We start from the raw sequence: 19,564 nt of genomic DNA on the forward strand, positions 1-19,564 counted from the left end.
TCGCCTAGGAGGAGAAACATGGAACTATTGACGTTTTTATTGACGAGTGCCCCGGTATTAATGTTTGTGACCGGTGTCGTGGCCGCGCTCGGCAAATCGAACTTAAAAATCCCGGAGTCGCTCGGCATCACGCTCAACTTATACTTATTGCTCGCCATCGGAATCAAAGGCGGGATGGGGCTCGCCTCGGTCTCGTTTGACGACTTGGCGCTCCCGCTCGCGGTGACGCTCGTCCTCGGGATGGTGCTGCCGCTCGTCGCGTTCGGGCTCGGCGGCTTATTCAAGTTCAGTTTTCATGAACGGATTGCCATGGCGGCGACGTTTGGTTCGGTCTCGCTCGTGACGTACGTCGCGGCCGCGGCCCAGCTCGAACGGCTCGGCATTGCGTACGAACCGTTCATGACGACGCTCGTCGTCGTCCTCGAGATCCCTGGTCTCGTCGTCGCGCTGTTGTTATACAATCAGACGCGCGTTCTCGGCATCACGGCCGCCCCGAGCCAGTCGTTCACCGTCATTCGGGATAGCCTGCTTTCGAAGAGCATCTTGCTCCTCATCGCCGGTCTCGTCGTCGGACTCGTGACGCCAGACACGTCGGCGCTCACACCGTTCTTTATCGATTTATTCCCGGGGGTGCTTCTCTTATTCTTGCTCAGCCTTGGCGTCAAGGTCGGGCAACAGTTGAAGACCGTGCCGTCCTATGGAATGAAGTTTTTGGTCATCGGGATGACGTTCCCGCTCATCGGTGCGGCGATCGGCTACGCCGGTGCGCAATTCGCCGGGTTATCGGACGGCGGGACGATTCTACTCATGACGCTCGCGGCGAGCGGGTCGTATATCGCGGCCCCGGCGATGCTGCAGGCGTCGGTACCGGAAGCCGAACCGTCGTTTTATTTGACGCTCGCCCTCGCCGTCACGTTCCCGTTCAACTTGCTCGTCGGGATCCCGCTCTTCATCTCAATCGTCACATGACAAAACGCCGTCTCGGCTCCCGAGACGGCGTTTTCTTATTGCATCACTTTCTGTTCTTCCATGCATCGTAACGCGGCGGTCCAACTGCCGAACAAGGCGTTGATCGTCGACGTGCTCGGCACGTTTCGACCTTCCGCCCATTTGCGATAATGGAGGATGCTGAAATGGTTCAATTCGTCCTTGGCGAGTCGGAGTGCGTCGATGACGTCATCTTCATCCCATTTCCGTTTCGGCGGGGCGATGTCGAGGACGAACAAGGCATAACTCCAAGAACCATACTTGCGGGCGATTGTCGCCACGGTCGGATAGCCTTTCTCTTGCGCCCAGACGGCGTAATGTTGCGACGTGAGCCGTTCGAGTTCGGCCGACGCTTCGATGAGGGCTTGGATGATTCGCTCTTCATTGTTTCGAGCCGTCGTCGTTTGGAGTTTTGCTTCACGGAGCGCATTCGACCAAGAACCGAAACGGCTGCTAATCAAGGTGAGCGACGGCGCTTGGGCGATTTTGGCCCATTCACGATACGTCTGGCTCGTGAAGATATCGAGTTCTTCGGCGGCCTCGTTGAGCGCGGTCAAGATGTCTTCATCGGAATAATACCGGTACATCATTTTAATATCGGCGGCCTGGACGGCTTCGCGCCATGAGCCAAACTTGTAAATCACGGTCGATAGGGAAGGGACGTCTTTGCTGCGGGCCCATAGAGTGTAATGTTTTGTATCGAATTCGTCGAGTTCGTTCGCTGCTTGTTGTAGGCATGAGAGGATCTGTTGCTCTGTCCATCGTTTCATCTTGATGTCTCTCCTTTTTGGAAGCGAAGGTCGCTTCAAAGGTCGTGGTGTGGTTGAACAATGATGGTCCTTTAAGGAAAGCCCAAGCGGTCAAGGGCACGTATACAATTGGCAACGTTCAAGAAAGGGAGCCGAAGTCGGCACGGAAGAAAGGCAAACGGTTCGTGTTCAGGTCATTGGACGGTGCAGTGACACATTTCGATGAATCATGTAACCTCCTTTGTTATTTACAATTTACACCTAATTTACAACCATGTACTTTCCATATTACCCATTTAATCCGGAAATATTCACAAACCAAAAGAAATAGTCAACACACATTCATAAAACCGTTTAATGGCTAAATTTCGTTGCTATGAAAAAGCTATGGTTTTCTTTCGGATTGTGAATCGTGAACGGGTACTAATGTAGCATCCACCCATACATCGACTCATTTTCGTACTCTGCAAAGGCGGTGACAGAATGACTACACGATTCACGTATTATCCGATGGACCGGAAAAACGCGATGCTCATGATGCTTGACGTCATGATTGCGGCGGCGGCCATCTTCCTTACCTTCAAGTTGCTTTTCGCCCACGACACGACGGTCTCGGGTGACACGACGAAACTGATGACGATTTTAGCGCTGAAAACGGTGGCGCTACTCGCGCTCGGGTGGGCGACACGAGTGTATCGCATCGATTGGCGTTACGGCTCGATGCGGGAGTTGCAGTTGCTCGCGCTCGTCTTGCTCACGAGCGACCTGCTCGTACTTGGCGCTGCGCTTGTCGTTTTAAAGAGCATCTCGTATCAGGCGTTGTTCGTCCAAAGCTTGCTCGCCTTCAACGGGATGTTGTTCATCCGGCTCGTGGCTCGAACCCGTTCGTTCTTCCGGTTCCGTCACGCCCAACCGAGCGGGAAAGCGACGCTCATCATCGGCGGCGGCGACTCCGGACAAAAAATCACGAAAGAGTTGAAAGAGTATCGGACGAACGTGTTGAACGTTGTCGGGATTTTGGACGACAACCCACTCTTACAACGACTCTACATCCACGGAACACCGGTCATCGGCTCAATCGATGCGCTCGAACGGAAAATCGAGGAATACGGAATCGAGGTCGTCGTCCTCGCCATCCCGTCGCTTCCTTATAGCAAGCGGATCCAATTATTGAAACGAATCGAGAAGACGGGCGTCGAGTCGCATGCCTTGCCGATGCTGTCGGAGCTCGCGTCGGGGAAAGTATCGATGAACGAGATGCGCGAAGTCGCAATCGAGGATTTGCTCGGACGCGAACCGGTCCAGCTCGATGTGTCTGAGATTTCGCAAAAACTAAAAGGTGCCACCATCTTCATCTCTGGCGCCGGTGGGTCGATCGGTTCGGAGTTGTGCCGGCAGTTGATCAAGTTCGAACCGGGACGCCTCGTCTTGTTCGGGCACGGGGAGAATAGCATCTACTCGATTGACCGCGAGCTACGCGGACTCGACACCGAGACGGACATTTATCCGGTCATCGGTGACGTCCAAGACCGGAACCGGTTAATCGAAGTGTTCGAGCATTACGAACCTGACATCGTCTACCATGCCGCGGCCCACAAGCACGTCCCGCTCATGGAAGGAAATCCGAAAGAAGCCGTCAAGAACAACGTCTATGGGACAAAAAACATGGTGGAAGTGGCCCACTTGTTCAATGTCGAGCGGTTCGTCATGATTTCGACCGACAAGGCGGTCAATCCGACAAACGTCATGGGCGCGACGAAACGAGTCGCCGAGATGGTCGTCCAGCAGCAGGCCCGTCACAGCGAGACGACGTTCTCGGTCGTCCGCTTCGGCAACGTCCTCGGCAGCCGCGGCTCGGTCGTCCCGTTATTCAAAGAACAAATTGAACGGGGCGGACCGGTCACGGTGACCCATCCGGAGATGACACGCTACTTCATGACGATCCCCGAGGCGAGCCGGCTCGTCATCCAAGCGAGCGTCCGGGCGAGCGGGGGCGAAGTGTTCGTCCTCGATATGGGACAACCGGTCAAAATCGTCGACTTGGCGCGGCGCATGATCACACTCAGCGGCTTCACGCTCGACCAAATCCCAATCGAATACAGTGGCATCCGCCCTGGGGAAAAATTGTACGAAGAACTGCTTGCGACGAGTGAAAAAACGGACAGCCAAGTATACGACAAAATCTTTGTCGGTTGTACACGGCCGTTCAAGTCGGTCGATCCGATCCTGTTGACAATCGACCATCTCCTCGACCAACCGAATGCGCTCACCTCCTTCCTCTTGTTCGTTGCTAATAGCGAGATTCCGGAAGAAGTGATGGAAAACATGTTCACCCCTCAAATCGAACCTGTCCGGATGCGGACGAACGATTCAACTCAAAGGAGGAAGACGTTATGACAAAGACCGTACTCGTCACGGGCGTGGCAGGATTTATCGGGTTTCACTTGGCCCGCCGACTATTACGAGAGGGGCATCGGGTCGTCGGGATTGATGAAGTGAACGATTATTACGACCCGAGTTTGAAAGAGTCCCGACTCCACGTGCTCACGCATCCGAACTTCAAGCTATATCGTGATTCACTCGAGAATAAAATGGCGGTCACGCGGGTGTTTGAGAAGCGGCGGCCCGACATCGTCGTCAACTTGGCGGCCCAAGCAGGTGTGCGCTACAGTCTTGAAAATCCGGACGCCTACATCCAATCGAATATCGTCGGATTTTTGAACGTGCTCGAGGCGTGCCGGCATTATCCGGTCGAACAACTCCTGTACGCATCGTCTAGCTCGGTGTACGGATCGAATCGGAAGATGCCGTTCTCCGAACAGGACCCGGTCGATCATCCGCTCTCGCTATACGCCGCTTCGAAGAAGGCGAACGAGCTGATGGCGCATACGTACAGTCATTTGTTCGAGATCAAGACGACCGGACTTCGTTTCTTCAGTGTCTATGGACCGTGGGGGCGCCCAGATATGGCGCTCTATAAGTTCACGGAAGCGATTATGAAAGGTGAACCGATTGACGTCTACAACTACGGGCAGATGGCGCGCGACTTCACGTACGTCGACGATGTCATCGAATCGATCGTCCGCTTGATGGACATCCAGCCGCTCGCTGATGAAGAGTTCGACTACGTCGCGCCGCTCCCGGACCGAAGCGACGTCCCGTTCCGTGTCTATAACGTCGGCAATCATAGTCCGGTCCAACTGATGGACTTCATTCGCATCATCGAGCAAAAACTTGGCAAGCGGGCGATTTTAAACGAACTGCCGCTGCAACCGGGCGACGTACCGGAAAGTTTTGCCGATGCCTCGGCGCTGTATGAGTCGGTCGACTTTCGACCGCAGACACCGATCGAGCGCGGTGTCCATGAATTTATTGATTGGTATCTCGCCTATCACCATGCGTTAAAGGAGGGGATTGAGTGATGCCGTCCCTACATGACAAAATTTACGCTCGTTCACCGCTCCCGGTCCAAAACTGGCTCATCTCCCTTTACGGATTGAAGTTATACCGGGAACGCTATGGTCCGCATTATGATAAAGAGTTAAAGAAACTGCGAAGGCAACGGCTCGTCGACCCGGATGCGGCCCAGCTGAACCGACTCAACCGCTTCCTCCACTTCTGTCAGAGACACAATCGTTATTATCGAAACTTGTTCAAGCGCCATGACATCGAGTTGCCGCTCAAGCACCTCGAGGAGCTCCAGCAAATCCCGGTGCTCGAGAAAGAGACGCTCCGAACGAATCCCGACATCTTTTCAGATGTTAACGCACCGATTATCGGAAGTACGGGTGGGACAACGGGAACGGCGCTCCAAGTCCGTTTCACCGTCGAAGACTATCAAGCGCGGATGGCCCACCTCGACTATTTCAAAGAACAGCATGGCTTTACGAAAGGGATGAAGCGGGCGAGCTTCACGGACCGGATGATTTGTCCCCGTGACCAAGAGGAGCCGATCTATTGGCGCTACAACGCCCCGATGAAACAAATGCTCTACTCGGTCGTCCATTTCCATGAACGGACCATCCCGGATTATGTAGACTCGTTGAACACGTATCGACCGGACGCCCTCGACGGTTCACCGTCCGCGATGATTGAAGTCGCCAAGTACTTAAAAGAGACGGACACCCGGTTGACGTTCAAACCGATCGCCATCTTCCCGACGTCTGAGACGTTGTCGCCGTGGGGACGGGCGTTATTGAGCGAAATCTTTCAAGCCCCGGTTTACGATCAATACGCTTCCTCGGAAGGGGCGCCGCTCGTGACGGAGTGCAAACATGGACGGATGCACCTGCATCCGGAGACCGGCATCATCGAGCCCGGCGAGAACGGTGAGATTTTAGTGACGAGCTTCACGACGCACGGGACGCCGCTCGTTCGTTATCGTATCGGCGATCGCATGACGCTCAGCGATGAGACGTGCCCGTGTGGTCACTCGGGGACAGTCATCTCTTCCATCGACGGTCGGCAGATGAATTACGTCGAAACACCGGAAGGTTACAAAGTATTCGAAGGTGATTTGACGGCGACGGTCGCCGTCTTGCCGAACTCTGTCCTCCAAGTCCAAGTGTTGCAACACGAGGTCGATCAAATCGAGATGCTCTACGTCAAAGACGAAGAACGATTTGAAGACGAGCATGAGACGATCCTCAAACGAGAGGTCGAGCGACTGTTCACCCCGAACATGCGGATTCGCCTAAAGAACGTGCCAGCCATCAAAAAAGAGCCAAACGGAAAAATCCGGGTCGTGAAGCGACTTCACGTCTGACCTATACAAAAAGGGGAGTTCAAGAATGACCACTTTCGCGTTGCGGGACATGTATTTCAAAACGCCGATTCGGTTTCAAAACTGGATGACGTCACTATATGGATTGAAGTTATGGCAAGAACGGTATGGTGAGGCGTATCGACGGGAGCTCATCCGTTTGAAGGACCGTCCGACCGACGCGGAAGCCGTCTATCAGGATCAGCTTGATCGGTTGAACGTCTTCCTACAGTTTTGTGCAGCGAACAACGACTATTATGCACGCTTGTTCAAGGAGGCGAACGTGACGCTCCCGCTCCGTTCGTTCGAGGAGATGCGCCATATTCCAATCCTCGAGAAAGAGACGGTCCGGGCGACCCCTTCGATTTACTCCAACATCAAGACGGACATCGTCGGAAAGACGGGTGGGACGACCGGGGCGTCGCTCCAGGTGAAGTTCACGAAAGACGATTATCAAATCCGGATGGCCCATCTCGACTACTTCAAAGAGCAACATGGCTTCAAGAAAGGGATGAAGCGGGCGAGTTTCACCGGTCGCGTCATCTGTGATCCCAACCAGGCGGCCCCAGTGTTCTGGCGTTACAACCGTCCGATGAACCAATTGCTCTTATCGCTCTTCCATTTGACACCGGACAACATCCCACACTATATCGAGGCGCTCAACCGGTTCAAACCGGCCGTCCTCGATAGCGCGCCGTCCGCCATGGTCGACATCGCCTCGTATATGAAAGAGCACGGCATCACGCTCGACTTTCAAATGATCGCCATCTTTCCGACGTCCGAGACGTTGACGGCGGGTGGGCGCAAACTGCTCGAAGAGGCGTTCAACGCCCCGGTGTACGATCAATACGCCTCCTCAGAAGGGGCACCGATTTTGACCGAATGCAGCCACGGTCACATGCATCTGCATCACGAGACGGGCTATATCGAGCCGTACGGCGACGATGGTGAAATTCTCATCACGAGCTTCACGACACACGGGACGCCGCTCGTCCGCTATCGAATCGGTGACCGTATGAAATTCGGAGAAGGGACGTGCCCGTGCGGCCAAGGTGGCACGTACGTCACCTCGATTGAAGGACGGCAGTCGAACTACGTCGTCACCCCGAAAGGATTGAAAGTGTATGAAGGCGATTTGACAACAATCGTCCGCGTCTTACCGAACTCGGTCATCCAGACGCAATTCCGGCAGTTCGATTTGCATCATATCGAGATGCGCTATATCAAAGATCCGGAACGATTTCTTCCGTCCCATGAACGGGTACTCGAGCGAGAGCTGAAAGAGTTGTTCGGGGAAGGCGTCGAAATCACCCTCACCCCAGTCAAACAAATCCCTCGCGGGAAAAACGGGAAAATCGTCGTCGTCGAGAAGTTGATGGATCAAATTTCATAATAACTGGAGGCAGATGGACATGGACAAACTCATCTCAGAATCACGGACAACACGACGAACCATTGCCAATCGCCATATCGCCGTCGTCGGACTCGGCTACGTTGGACTTCCGGTCGCGGTCGCGCTCGGGGAAGTCGGAGACGTCATCGGCCTTGACATCAACGAGGCGCGCATTCACGAGTTGAACGAACACGTCGACAGCACAAGGGAAGTCGAACGGGAAGCACTCGAGACGGCGTCGGTCACGTATACAACGGATGCAAAGAAACTGGAGGAATCGGACTTCATCATCATCGCCGTGCCGACCCCGATCAATGAACAGAATCAACCGGATCTCGGCCCGATTTGCGGCGCCACGCGCGCGGTCGGGAAACATTTGCAGCCGGGAACGATTGTCGTGTACGAATCGACGGTATACCCGGGGTTGACCGAAGAAGAATGTATCCCGCTCCTCGAGCAAGAGTCTGGTCTTCGGGCCGGAATCGACTTCAAAGTCGGCTATTCGCCTGAACGAATCAATCCGGGTGATCGGGTGAACACGTTCCGGACAATCAAAAAGGTCGTCGCCGCCGAAGACGAAGCGACGCTCGACGTCGTGGCCGCCGTCTATGAGACGGTCGTCGACGCAGGGGTGCACCGGGCTTCCTCGATCAAGGTCGCCGAAGCGGCGAAAGTCATCGAGAACACGCAACGCGACTTGAATATCGCCCTCATGAACGAACTCGCCATCATCTTTGAGCGGATGGACATCGACACGCTCGAGGTGCTCGAGGCGGCAGGCACGAAGTGGAACTTCCTTAACTTCCGCCCGGGACTCGTCGGCGGACACTGTATCGGCGTCGACCCGTTCTATTTGACGATGAAGTCCGAGATGCTTGGCTATCATCCGGAAGTCATTTTAGCCGGCCGGCGGATCAACGAGACGATGGGCAGTTTCATCGCCACATCGCTCATCAAGACGATGATTCGCCAAAACATGCCGGTACTCGGCTCCCGCGTCACCGTGCTCGGCATGTCGTTCAAAGAGAACGTGAGCGACATCCGCAACTCGAAGGTCGCCTCGCTCATCCGTGAGATTGAAGAGTTCGGACTCGAGGTGCAAGTGTACGATCCGCTCGTCGACCATGAAGAAGTGAAGCACGAGTACGGCATCGAGGTGAAAGCGTATCATGAGCTGAAACCGGCCGAGGTCGTCATCTATGCCGTCTCGCACGACGAGTTCGTCGATGCCGGCTGGAAGCTTGCCGCCCGCCAGTTGAAGATGGGTCGCGGCGTCGTCATGGATTTGAAAGGCATCCTCGACCGTACGACGAAGCCGGAGGAGGTGCACTTATGGCGCCTTTGAAGATTCTCCAGTTCTGCGCGGTCGACGCGACGGCTGACGTCTTGTTGCGTCCCCTCATCGAGTCTTTGAAAACCGAAGGCCATCAAGTCGATATCGCCTGTGCCTACGGTGACCGGACCGATCAGTTACGAGAGGAAGGCTGGGTCATCCACACGTTGCCGATCGACCGGAAGTTCCATCCGAAACGAAATTTACAGACGATTCAAGAACTCGTCACGCTGTTGCGGCGGGAAAAATACGATGCGATTCACGTGCATACCCCGGTCGCCGCTGCGCTCGGCCGCGTCGCTGCCCGCATTGCGCGAACCCCGCACATTCTCTACACGGCGCACGGCTTCTACTTCCACGAACGGATGAGCCGTGTCGCCTATGAACTCGTGTTCTGGCTCGAAAAATCGCTCGCCGCCCTCGCCACGGACTGGCTACTTCTTCAAAGTGAAGAAGACTATTCCCTCGCGAAGACGCGTCAGTTCAAGCGGGACGACCGTCTGCTTCATCTCGGTAACGGCATCGACTTGAACCGCTTCAAACCGATTGCGAAGACGCATAATCCGGAACAGCTGAAATTTTTGTTCGTCGGCCGCCTCGTCCGAGAGAAAGGAATCTTGGATTTGCTCCAGGCGTTCACGCAACTTTCGAAAACGCACCCTGGCGCGACGCTGACGATCGCCGGCGAGCTGATGGTGAATGAACGGGACCAAGAAACCGGAAAACTCGTCGAGGCGTACCTCGCCGACAATCCGAACGTCCATTATGCGGGCTTTGTCAAAGATACGCCGACACTCTTCAGCGATCATGACGTCTTCTTGTTGCCTTCCTACCGAGAAGGGTTGCCGCGTTCCATCTTAGAGGCGATGGCATCCGGTCTTCCGGTTATCGCGACGAACATCCGTGGTTGCCGTGAAGAAGTGATTGACCACGAGACGGGCTATCTCGTCCCTGTCGCCAGTCCCGATGCGCTCGCTGAAGCGATGGAGTCGTTCATCCTTCATCCGGAACGGCTCGAGACATACGGACGCCGTGGCCGGGAAGTCGTCGAGGAACGGTTCGATGAATCGATTGTACTGACACGGCAACTCGATTTATTCGCGCAAATCAGTGCGCGGGAGGCCGGCTGATGCGGGCGATTGAAAGGGGGAGGCGGCATGGAAGAAAAGCAAGTCGTTAAGCAACTGAGGACGGCGGCCGTCGACGGCCGTCTCACCATCCATATGTATCAGCAATGGCAAAAGCGTAATGATGGTCCGACGGTGCTCGAACTGCTCGAGACGTATGGATCGTGGGCGAACGTGCTCCGCCTCGCCGGACTCGACAATCAAATGCCTCGTTTCACGAAAGCCGAGGTGGTTCGGGCGCTCCGTCGGGCCGCGAAAGAAATGGGTTCGATTACGAGTGCGGATTACCGGAAGTGGGCGCTTGACCGGGACGTGCCGTCATTGACCGAGGTCGTCATCTTGTTCGGGTCATGGAAAGTCGCCTTGATTGAAGCAGATTTACTCGGCATGATGGCCAAAGACCAAAAGTGTGAAATCATTCAAGCCCTCCTCGAAGCGAGTGAGGACATCGAGCCGCTCACATCGACCGCTTATGCGAAGTGGGCACGGGCGCGTCAACAGCCGAGCATCACGAAAGTCGTTCGACGGTTCGGTTCGTGGAGCCAAGCACTTGAAGAGATCGGGCTCTCGAACCGTAAAACGTTCACGGAAGACGAGATTTTAAACGCATTGAAAGAGGCGGATGAGGAACTGGCAATCCTCTCGCCATGGGGTTATGAGATGTGGCAAAAAAAGATGGGAAAGGGCCGGCCCTCAAAGAAGTTCAACAGATGTTCGGCTCTTTTGACATAGCGGTGGAAGAGATGCGGTTGAGCCGGAGTGAAGGACGGAATCGGAAAGGAGGTGCGTCATGACGAGACCAATCGTGTTATGTATCGGGGACAACAAGATGTCGGCTTACGTATATCAGGCGATTCGGCACCTCGGGGTGACGCACGTCATTCGAGAAGACGGCCCATCCGAAGAAAAAACCGACTCATTTCGAGGCTGGGTCCGGCAGTTGTACGTCCGGTACGCCACACCGTTCATGCGCTGGACGAGCCGGGCGCGCATCCAAGAGTTGAAACGGCGTCATCCGTTACGAGACGAACCGATTCCGATGCATCACGTCTTGAAAGTGACTTCGCTGAACGATGCGAGGACGAAAATGTGGCTTGACCGTCTCATGCCGGAACTCCTCATCTTCCATGAGACGGGACCGATTGAGCCGGATGTGCTCAATCGAATCGATTGCCCGATTTTGACGATTCGACCATCGATGGCGGCGGGACAGCTCGAGGCGTATTGGGCGTTCCGGGCCAAACCGGACGTCTGTGAGGTACGCATCGAACAGTGGAGCGACCGCGGCTGGAGCGTCCTCGACCGGGCCGTCCTCTACCTCGGCGGTACGGACAATTTCGCGACTTATCCGTACCTCCAGCTCTCGACTGGATTGCCGCTCTTGAAGCGTCAAATCGAGATGATGCTCGAAGAGGACGTTTACGACCGTAGAATCGAGTAAAAACGGCCAGAGCTTTCGCTCGGCCGTTTAACTTTTGGTGATGCAATAATGTTGAATCGCGTCGTTGTAGTAGACGGCGAGACCGGGGGCGTACTTGTCATAGAACGCCGTGAAGCGCGAGTCTGCCACGTACATCTGTCCGAGGCCGCTGAACATATCGAGCGAGCAATCGTAGAAGTGGTCGTGGATGAACGCATGGTTCGCCTCGACCACCACTTGGACGCGCGGGTCTTCGACCGGGACACCGGCCGTGAACAAGTCGACGAGCGGTTTGACGAGGTCGACTTGCTGTTGGCTGAGCGCCTCCCAGTCCTCTTTCGTCCGTCCGTGGGCCCGTTTTTGTGACGTCGCATAGGCGTCACTGTCGCCCCAGCGTGACGTCACTTCCGCCTCGTGTTTCGTCTCGTGCGCTTTCAGCTCGTCGAACGACAAGCCTTTGAACAATGATTCGTCTTCCATTTGAACGCCTCCTTCAAGTGAGGCGAGCGTCGCTTCGGCGGTCTCGGCGAGTGCCGCGAAATAAGCTGCCTTTTCACGCAGCGCGTTCACTTGTGTCTTAAGGATGTGAGCCCGGTCGGTGTCCGTTTCGAACAACGTGTGAATCGTCTCGAGGGGAAAATCGAGCGAGCGATAGAACAAGATGAGTTGGAGCCGCTCCATGTCTTGTTTCGAATAACGGCGGTAGCCGTTCGCGTCACGCGACGGGACGAGTAGCCCGATCGCGTCGTAATGCCGAAGCGTCCGGGTCGTCGTGCCGGCGAGTGTTGCGAGTTGTTGAATCGTAACCATCTGCTCACCTCCTTATGGACAGCGTACGCCTTGACGTCGCGTCAACGTCAACCCTCTTTTGTGAACAAGGAAAACCCGTCGCGTTCGCCGACATACGCGAAACCGAATTGTCGATAGTAACGGTTCAAAAATGCGTTCGTGGCGACACAGTCGAGGCGAATCGTCCCGACCGTTTGGGTGAGCGCGTGGCGCATCAATTGTTCGCCGACACGCTTCCCTTTCATCCGGGCATCAACGACGAGCCGATGCACGTAGACTGCTACCTCGGCGTCATCCCATAAATTGTGGTCCCATGACGTCGGGGGAATCAAGCTGACCGACCCGAAAATCTTTCCGTTTTCTTCATATACATAGACCGTCCCGTTCGTGACGTCGTGACGGACGAACTCGGTCCGACTCGGTTCCAAATATTTTTCCCACTGCGTCTTTCCGGCAGCGCGAAACGCTTTTGCCTTATTCAAAATCAATGAATCGATCGCTTGAAGATCGGCCCGTGTGGCCAAACGAATCATGTAAGTCGCCTCACTTTCATTTCATTTCAAAATCGTGTAGGGTACACGTTGAGTAAGCTGTTGAAAAGCTCATTGTAGCGGTTTGTCTTTTTTGTTAAGATAAACGTAGTGCATCGTGCAAACGATTGCGCTAATTAAGAGATAACGTCAACAGCACTGATATTAGTATATAGGATGAGCAGTGAGTTTAGGGATAAGGGAGTATCATTGACACATGCAACTTTTACAACGTGACCAACACACAAAAGGATTTCAACAGACACAAACAAAAACGCTAAAACGTAATTGGTGGAAAGAAGCCGTCGCATACCAGATTTACCCGCGCAGCTTTTACGACGCGAACGGGGACGGAATCGGCGACATTCAAGGCATCATCGATAAACTCGATTATTTGAAAGAGCTCGGCGTCGACGTCATCTGGATCTGCCCGATGTACAAGTCGCCGAACGACGACAACGGCTATGATATCTCGGATTATCAAGATATCATGGATGAGTTCGGGACGATGGAAGATTTCGACCGCCTCTTGAATGAAGTCCACGCACGCGGCATGAAGCTATTGTTAGACCTCGTCGTCAACCATACGTCGGACGAGCACCCGTGGTTCATCGAGTCGAAGAGTTCGAAAGACAACCCGAAACGCGACTGGTACATTTGGCGTGACGGGAAACCGGACGGGTCAAAACCGAACAACTGGGAATCGATTTTTGGCGGTTCGGCTTGGGAGTTTGACGAGACGACGGAACAATATTTCTTACACGTGTTTTCGAAGAAACAACCTGACTTGAATTGGGAAAATAAAGAGATGCGCCAAGCGGTGTACGATATGATCAACTGGTGGCTCGATAAAGGGATTGACGGGTTCCGCGTCGATGCGATTAGTCACATCCGCAAGCATCCTTCATTCGCTGATTTGCCAAATCCAGAAGGACTTGATTTCGTCCCATCGTTTGAGATGCATATGAACGTCGACGGCATTCACGGCTATTTGGAAGAGTTACGCGACGAGACGTTTAAAAAACATGATATCATGACGGTCGGCGAAGCGAACGGTGTCTCACCGGACGACGCCCACTTGTGGGTCGGCGAACAAGACGGCAAGATGAACATGGTCTTCCAATTCGAGCATATGGGACTTTGGCGCGAAGACGCCGAGTCGAAACTCGACGTCGTCCATTTGAAGAACGTGTTGTCGAAGTGGCAAAAAGGACTCGAGGAAGACGGCTGGAACGCCCTCTACGTCGAGAATCATGACCAGACACGTACCGTATCGACGTGGGGGGACGATGAGCGCTATTGGAAAGAGAGCGCGAAATCGATCGGGATGATGTACTTTCTCATGCAGGGAACACCGTTCATCTATCAAGGCCAAGAGATCGGGATGACGAACGTCAAGTTCGACTCGATTGACCAATACGACGACATCGCGACACGTAACCGCTATTACATCGGTGTCGAGCAAGGGCGCTCGCACGATGAGATGATGCGCATCACATGGAACTCGTCACGTGACAACTCACGGACGCCGATGCAGTGGAGCAGCGCAGCGAACGCCGGATTCACGTTCTCGGACACGCCTTGGTTCGGTATCAATCCGAACTACACGGCCATCAACGTTGAAGAACAACTTGAAGATGAAGACTCGATCCTCAACTTCTATAAAGAGATGATTCGCCTCCGGAAACAAGATGAGACGTTCGTGTATGGCACGTATGACGTCGTTTTGCCGGAACACCCTGAGATTTACGCGTATACGCGCACGCTCGGAGACAGCCAATACCTCGTCATGACGAACTTGACGGGTGGCGAGGCGATCTTCGCTTCAGACCTCACACTTCGCTCGGAGGATGTCGTTTTGAAAAACATGCCGCTAGATTCGCATGATGAGACGACACTCCTTCACTTGAAGCCGTTCGAAGGACGCGTCTATAAATTGAGTTAACCGTTAAGACAGGGGCGACCCTGTCTTTTTGTGGTGTGAAGCACATGCGAACCGGGAAAGAAAAAGTTAGCGATTCCGGACCGTTTGTGAGGTATGGTACGATGGGACAGCGGAAAGGGGAATCATCATGGCAATTGAACCGAAACGTATACGCGTCCGTCAGACGACGAAAATGAGCGAACTCGATGAACCGATCGTGCTCGTCGCGGACGGTCTCTATTACGAACTGAAGACGGGCTTCATCTTGACGTTTGACCAAGAGCGTGAGGACGGCATCGTGCCGACGACGTTGAAATATACGACGGGGCGGCTCGCCCTTATGTGTAAAGGACCGATCGAGATGAACCATTCGTTCATCGAAGGACGAATGACACAGAGTGTATACAAAAACCCATATATGGCGATGACGATGGCGACGACGACGGAACGCCTTGACGTTTCAGACGGGCGTTGCCAATTCGACTACGCGTTAACGATGAACGACGATGTCGCCGGCACGTACGCTGTCGACGTCACATGGACGTTTAAAGGAGGAGACGAAGCATGAACTTTCAAGAGCGAGTGAAAAAGATTGAAGAGATGTTGAACGAGGACTGGTTCGAGATGCTCGAAACGAACGAGGACGAGTATGAGGAGTGGCGCGGTCGCCTCGAAGATCATGCCGAGCACGTCATCGGACATTACGACAACGAGACCGGCGTCGACATGGACTCGGTCGACAAGTTGCTCCAGTTGAACGACGAGTTCCCGCTCCTTTACGGAGAAGACACGGTCCGGTTGTACCTCGCCTTAATCGAGGCACGTCCGGAAGACAAGTCGGTGTACGAACGTTACGTCGACTATTTGGCCGCGATTGGGGACGCTTCGCACGAAGAGTTTTTACGGTTCCATACGCTCGTCGACGCGGGCAGGCTCGACGAGGCACGAAAGCTCGCGCCGGAGATGCCAGCACGATTAGGACTCGAAGAATAAGGCCGCATTGCGGTCTTTTTTCTACATAAAGATAAGGGGGAAGGGCGATGTTACGTCTTGTGAAGACATCGATGGACCAAGAACAGCAAGTGCATGCATTTTTGAAGGAGTGGCGTGAACGGGATGAACGCATCGTCCCGAACGCGGTCGACGGGGAGGCGTCTGACTTTGAGACGTATGTCAAAGCGATTCGGGCGCGTGAGGTACGCGCGGAGAACGCCGGTTGGGTGCCGAGCACGACGTATTGGTTGACCGACGGGGAAGAACTGCTCGGGGCGGCCAACATTCGGCACGAGTTGAACGAGCAGTTACTCAATTTCGGTGGTCATATCGGCTACGGGATTAAACCGAGTGCACGGGGTCGGGGACTTGCGACGAAACAGCTCGCCCTCGCGCTCGAGAAGGCGAAGTCGCTCGGCATCGAGCGCGCGTTGATCACGTGCAATCGAACGAACGTCGCCTCGAAGCAAGTCATTTTGCGTAACGGTGGGGTGCCGGACACGCCGTTCATAGAAACGGACGGGACGGTCGTCGAGCGGTTTTGGATTGAGCTGAAAGGGTGACGACACATGGGCGACTGGATCGTGGTGTACTTGGCGGCCATCAACTTCTTCGGCATCTATTTGTTCCCGCGGGACCGCATCCCGTCGAAGAAGTGGTTCTCGTTCTCGAGCGGGATCGCCATCACGTATTTCTTCATGTACTTACTCCCGTCACTCAATAAGCGCCAAGACACGCTCCGAGTCGACTGGCTCGACCTTGCCTTGCCTTCAGAGATTTATGTCGTCAGTCTCATCGGGTTCACCGTCTTTTACGGGACGATGCGGTTCGTGCGGACCCCGCACTTCCAAGATGAGACGCTCGACCGAAACGTCTCGTACTGGCTTCAAGTGACGCTCCTCACGGCGTATATGTCGTTCTCGGCATACGTCGTGACGGAGACGTCGGTGACGAACGTCGCCCAAATGTTTTATGCGACCGCACTCGGCGTCCATTTTCTCGCCGTCGGTCACGACTTGTATCGCCATTACGGCGAGGTCTACTTGACGCAAGGACGCTACTTTTTCACGGTCGGTATCCTCGTCACCGGCTACGTCGCCCGCTACGTCGACTTGGCGTCGCACGTCGAGACGATTCTGTTCGCGTTCGTCGCCGGGGCGATGATCCTGAACATCGTCAAGTTCGAGTTGCCGGCCGACCGGAATCTTCACTTCCGTACGTTCGTGCTCGCCGTGACGATTTACGGGGGACTTCTCCTCATCTTGAAGCACGTTCTCTATTTTTAAGTTCTCCTAAGAAAATGAATGACTGTTCATTCATTGTTTGGTATACTGATTTCAAGAATGAATCCGTTTTCATTAAGGGGGATGTTGGGGATGTCTACATTTTTAATCGTCAACTGGATTCTGTTCTTGCTCGTTCTCGGCTATGGCTTGTACTTGTTCGCGTCGCTCGTCTATCAGCGGTACACGTTCATTAAGCTCGGGAAGAAGGCAGAATGGAGCCAGACGAACAAAGAACGGCTTGAACAGGTGATGATCAACGTGTTCGGGCAAAAGAAATTGTTGAAAGATAAGAAGAGCGGCATCATTCACGTCATGATGTTCTATGGGTTTATCCTCGTCCAGTTCGGGGCGATCGACTTCATTTGGAAAGGGCTCGCCGTCGGGACGCGTTTCCCGCACGTGCCGCTCGGTCCGCTCTATCCAATCTTCACGTTCATGCAAGAGATCGTCATGCTCATGATTCTCGTCGCGGTCGTTTGGGGATTCTACCGCCGCTATATCGAGAAGCTCGTGCGCTTGAAGCGGAACTTTTTGGCCGGTCTCGCGCTCATCTTCATCGGTGGGCTCATGGTGTCCGTCTTGTTCGGGAACGGCTTTTACCTCGTCTATAAAGAAGAGCTCCCGATGTGGGGCGAGCCGGTCGCGACCATCATCGGCTCGGCGTTCGCCTGGGTACCGGGCAGCGTCGCGTTCGCGCTCTTCATCGTCTTCTGGTGGCTGCACCTGCTATTCTTACTCAGCTTCATGGTGTATATCCCGCAAGGCAAGCACGCTCACTTGATTGCCGGCACACTCAACGTCTGGCTCGGCCGGACGCATAAAGTCGGTCGTCTCGCACCGGTCGATTTCTCGGCGATGGAAGAGGCGGAAGAGTCGGATGAAGAGGTCGTCTTCGGGGTCAACAAGATCGAAGACTTCAACCAGAAGCAGCTCGTCGACTTGTACGCCTGCGTCGAGTGCGGACGCTGTACGAACGTCTGCCCGGCGACCGGTACCGGCAAGATGCTGTCGCCGATGGACCTCATCGTCAAACTGCGCGACCATATGAACATGAAAGGGGCCGCCATCACCCGGAAGTCGCCGTGGGCGCCGGCGCTCTTGTTCCAAAATACGCAAGGCGCGGAAATCGCCGCGGCCGCGATGGACGGGAACATGCTCGTCGCCGACGAGTTGATCGGCAACGTCATCACGGAAGAAGAGATTTGGGCGTGCACGACGTGCCGCAACTGTGAAGACCAATGCCCGGTCATGAACGAGCACGTCGACAAGATCATCGACCTTCGTCGTTATCTCGTCATGATGGAAGGGAAGATGGACCCGGAAGCGCAGCGCACGGTCGCCAACATCGAACGTCAAGGCAACCCGTGGGGGATGAACCGGAAGGAGCGCGAGAACTGGCGCAAAGACACGGAACTCGTCATCCCGACGGCGAAAGAGAAGAAGAAGGCGGGCGAAGAGTTCGAATTCCTCTTCTGGGTCGGGGCGATGGGCTCGTATGACAGCCGCAGCCAAAAAGTCGCCCAGAGTTTTGCGAGCGTCTTGAACAAGGCCGGCGTCTCGTTCGCTATCCTCGGCAACGAAGAGAAGAACTCGGGCGACACGCCACGCCGCATCGGGAACGAGCTGTTGTTCCAAGAGCTCGCCGAGGCGAACATCAAGCTGTTCGAGAAGTACGGCGTCACGAAAATCGTCACGGTCGACCCACACGCATACAACACGTTTAAAAACGAGTATCCGGACTTCGGGCTCACGGGGGTGAAAGTGTATCACCACACCGAGCTCCTTGCCGAACTGCTCGACACGGGGCGCGTCAAACCGGACTTCGCCGTGAATGAACGGGTCGTCTATCACGATTCGTGCTATCTCGGTCGCTATAACGGCATCTATGACGCACCACGCTTCGTCTTGGAGCGCATCCCGGGCGTCGAACTCGTCGAGGCGGCCCGGAACCGTGAGAACGGGATGTGTTGCGGCGCCGGTGGCGGTCTCATGTGGCAAGAAGAGAAAGTCGGGACGCGCGTCAACGTCGCACGGACGGAGCAATTACTTGAAACGAAACCGACCGTCATCGGATCGGCCTGCCCGTATTGCTTGACGATGCTCTCAGACGGGACGAAAGCGAAAGAAGTCGATGAGACGGTCGGCACGTTCGACGTCGTCGAACTGCTCGATCGTTCACTCGCTCCGCTCGAAGTACCCGAACCGCTCGTCCAATAAATTAGTGACCCGCTTCCGTATGCTGAACTGCTCCCCGTCAAGTAGACAGGGCAA

The 19,564-nt window shown here is 54.8% G+C and carries 18 protein-coding genes; 15 read left to right on the forward strand and 3 right to left on the reverse strand.

Features of this window, described 5'->3' with window-relative positions; genetic code table 11:
* Positions 1-18 precede the first annotated feature (18 nt).
* On the forward strand, positions 19-969 hold the full coding sequence (locus RT52_RS11995; protein WP_034817635.1) for a sodium-dependent bicarbonate transport family permease: 951 nt from the start codon (positions 19-21) through the stop codon (positions 967-969).
* A 35-nt stretch (positions 970-1,004) separates the two neighbouring features.
* On the opposite strand, the gene RT52_RS12000 is transcribed toward RT52_RS11995, so the two are convergent.
* The gene (locus RT52_RS12000; protein WP_034817637.1) at positions 1,005-1,757 is read right to left on the reverse strand and encodes a homing endonuclease associated repeat-containing protein; all 753 of its coding nucleotides are present in this window, start codon (positions 1,755-1,757) and stop codon (positions 1,005-1,007) included.
* Between the two features lie 462 nt (positions 1,758-2,219).
* Between RT52_RS12000 and RT52_RS12005 the strand changes: the two genes are divergently transcribed.
* From RT52_RS12005 to RT52_RS12040, 8 genes are read left to right on the forward strand one after another with little or no spacing between them, the layout of a single operon-like run.
* Positions 2,220-4,133: a polysaccharide biosynthesis protein gene (locus RT52_RS12005; protein WP_034804207.1), complete on the forward strand. Its 1,914-nt coding sequence runs from the start codon at positions 2,220-2,222 to the stop codon at positions 4,131-4,133.
* Positions 4,130-5,158 carry an NAD-dependent epimerase gene (locus RT52_RS12010; protein ID WP_034817640.1) on the forward strand — a complete coding sequence of 343 codons (1,029 nt, stop codon included), beginning with the start codon at positions 4,130-4,132 and terminating at the stop codon, positions 5,156-5,158. The genes RT52_RS12005 and RT52_RS12010 overlap by 4 nt, the downstream gene beginning before the upstream one ends.
* A complete protein-coding gene (locus tag RT52_RS12015; RefSeq protein ID WP_034817642.1) occupies positions 5,158-6,501 on the forward strand; it encodes a phenylacetate--CoA ligase family protein in 1,344 nt (447 codons plus the stop codon). Before RT52_RS12010 ends, RT52_RS12015 begins: the two co-directional genes overlap by 1 nt.
* A gap of 25 nt (positions 6,502-6,526) precedes the next feature.
* Complete coding sequence (locus RT52_RS12020; protein ID WP_034817645.1) at positions 6,527-7,891, forward strand: phenylacetate--CoA ligase family protein; 1,365 nt, start codon at positions 6,527-6,529, stop codon at positions 7,889-7,891.
* Between the two features lie 13 nt (positions 7,892-7,904).
* Positions 7,905-9,236 carry a nucleotide sugar dehydrogenase gene (locus tag RT52_RS12025; protein WP_156028816.1) on the forward strand — a complete coding sequence of 444 codons (1,332 nt, stop codon included), beginning with the start codon at positions 7,905-7,907 and terminating at the stop codon, positions 9,234-9,236.
* Positions 9,224-10,354, forward strand: a complete 1,131-nt coding sequence (locus tag RT52_RS12030) for a glycosyltransferase family 4 protein (protein WP_034817649.1) — start codon at positions 9,224-9,226, stop codon at positions 10,352-10,354. Before RT52_RS12025 ends, RT52_RS12030 begins: the two co-directional genes overlap by 13 nt.
* A 27-nt stretch (positions 10,355-10,381) precedes the next feature.
* Positions 10,382-11,083: a hypothetical protein gene (locus RT52_RS12035; protein ID WP_051622491.1), complete on the forward strand. Its 702-nt coding sequence runs from the start codon at positions 10,382-10,384 to the stop codon at positions 11,081-11,083.
* 58 nt (positions 11,084-11,141) lie between these two features.
* On the forward strand, positions 11,142-11,792 hold the full coding sequence (locus tag RT52_RS12040; protein ID WP_034817652.1) for a hypothetical protein: 651 nt from the start codon (positions 11,142-11,144) through the stop codon (positions 11,790-11,792).
* Between the two features lie 27 nt (positions 11,793-11,819).
* Here RT52_RS12040 and RT52_RS12045 read toward each other — a convergent pair whose 3' ends face one another.
* Together RT52_RS12045 and RT52_RS12050 are read right to left on the reverse strand one after the other, a co-directional pair.
* Complete coding sequence (locus tag RT52_RS12045; RefSeq protein ID WP_034817656.1) at positions 11,820-12,581, reverse strand: MerR family transcriptional regulator; 762 nt, start codon at positions 12,579-12,581, stop codon at positions 11,820-11,822.
* Positions 12,582-12,628: 47 nt separating this feature from the next.
* A complete protein-coding gene (locus RT52_RS12050) occupies positions 12,629-13,093 on the reverse strand; it encodes a GNAT family N-acetyltransferase (RefSeq protein ID WP_034817658.1) in 465 nt (154 codons plus the stop codon).
* 214 nt (positions 13,094-13,307) lie between these two features.
* Between RT52_RS12050 and RT52_RS12055 the strand changes: the two genes are divergently transcribed.
* From RT52_RS12055 to RT52_RS12080, 6 genes are all read left to right on the forward strand, one after another.
* A complete protein-coding gene (locus tag RT52_RS12055; RefSeq protein WP_034817660.1) occupies positions 13,308-15,035 on the forward strand; it encodes a glycoside hydrolase family 13 protein in 1,728 nt (575 codons plus the stop codon).
* A gap of 127 nt (positions 15,036-15,162) precedes the next feature.
* Positions 15,163-15,582 (forward strand): YwiB family protein, encoded by a 420-nt coding sequence (locus tag RT52_RS12060; protein ID WP_034817661.1) that lies wholly within the window; start codon positions 15,163-15,165, stop codon positions 15,580-15,582.
* A complete protein-coding gene (locus RT52_RS12065) occupies positions 15,579-16,007 on the forward strand; it encodes a hypothetical protein (RefSeq protein ID WP_034804183.1) in 429 nt (142 codons plus the stop codon). The genes RT52_RS12060 and RT52_RS12065 overlap by 4 nt, the downstream gene beginning before the upstream one ends.
* A gap of 47 nt (positions 16,008-16,054) precedes the next feature.
* Positions 16,055-16,570, forward strand: coding sequence for a GNAT family N-acetyltransferase (locus RT52_RS12070; protein WP_034817664.1), 516 nt, complete (start codon positions 16,055-16,057; stop codon positions 16,568-16,570).
* A gap of 6 nt (positions 16,571-16,576) precedes the next feature.
* A complete protein-coding gene (locus RT52_RS12075; RefSeq protein ID WP_034817666.1) occupies positions 16,577-17,293 on the forward strand; it encodes a hypothetical protein in 717 nt (238 codons plus the stop codon).
* 90 nt (positions 17,294-17,383) lie between these two features.
* Positions 17,384-19,510: a (Fe-S)-binding protein gene (locus RT52_RS12080; protein ID WP_034804175.1), complete on the forward strand. Its 2,127-nt coding sequence runs from the start codon at positions 17,384-17,386 to the stop codon at positions 19,508-19,510.
* Positions 19,511-19,564 lie beyond the last annotated feature (54 nt).

It is taken from the genome of Exiguobacterium alkaliphilum 12/1 (assembly GCF_000714435.1).
Classification (GTDB): domain Bacteria; phylum Bacillota; class Bacilli; order Exiguobacteriales; family Exiguobacteriaceae; genus Exiguobacterium; species Exiguobacterium alkaliphilum.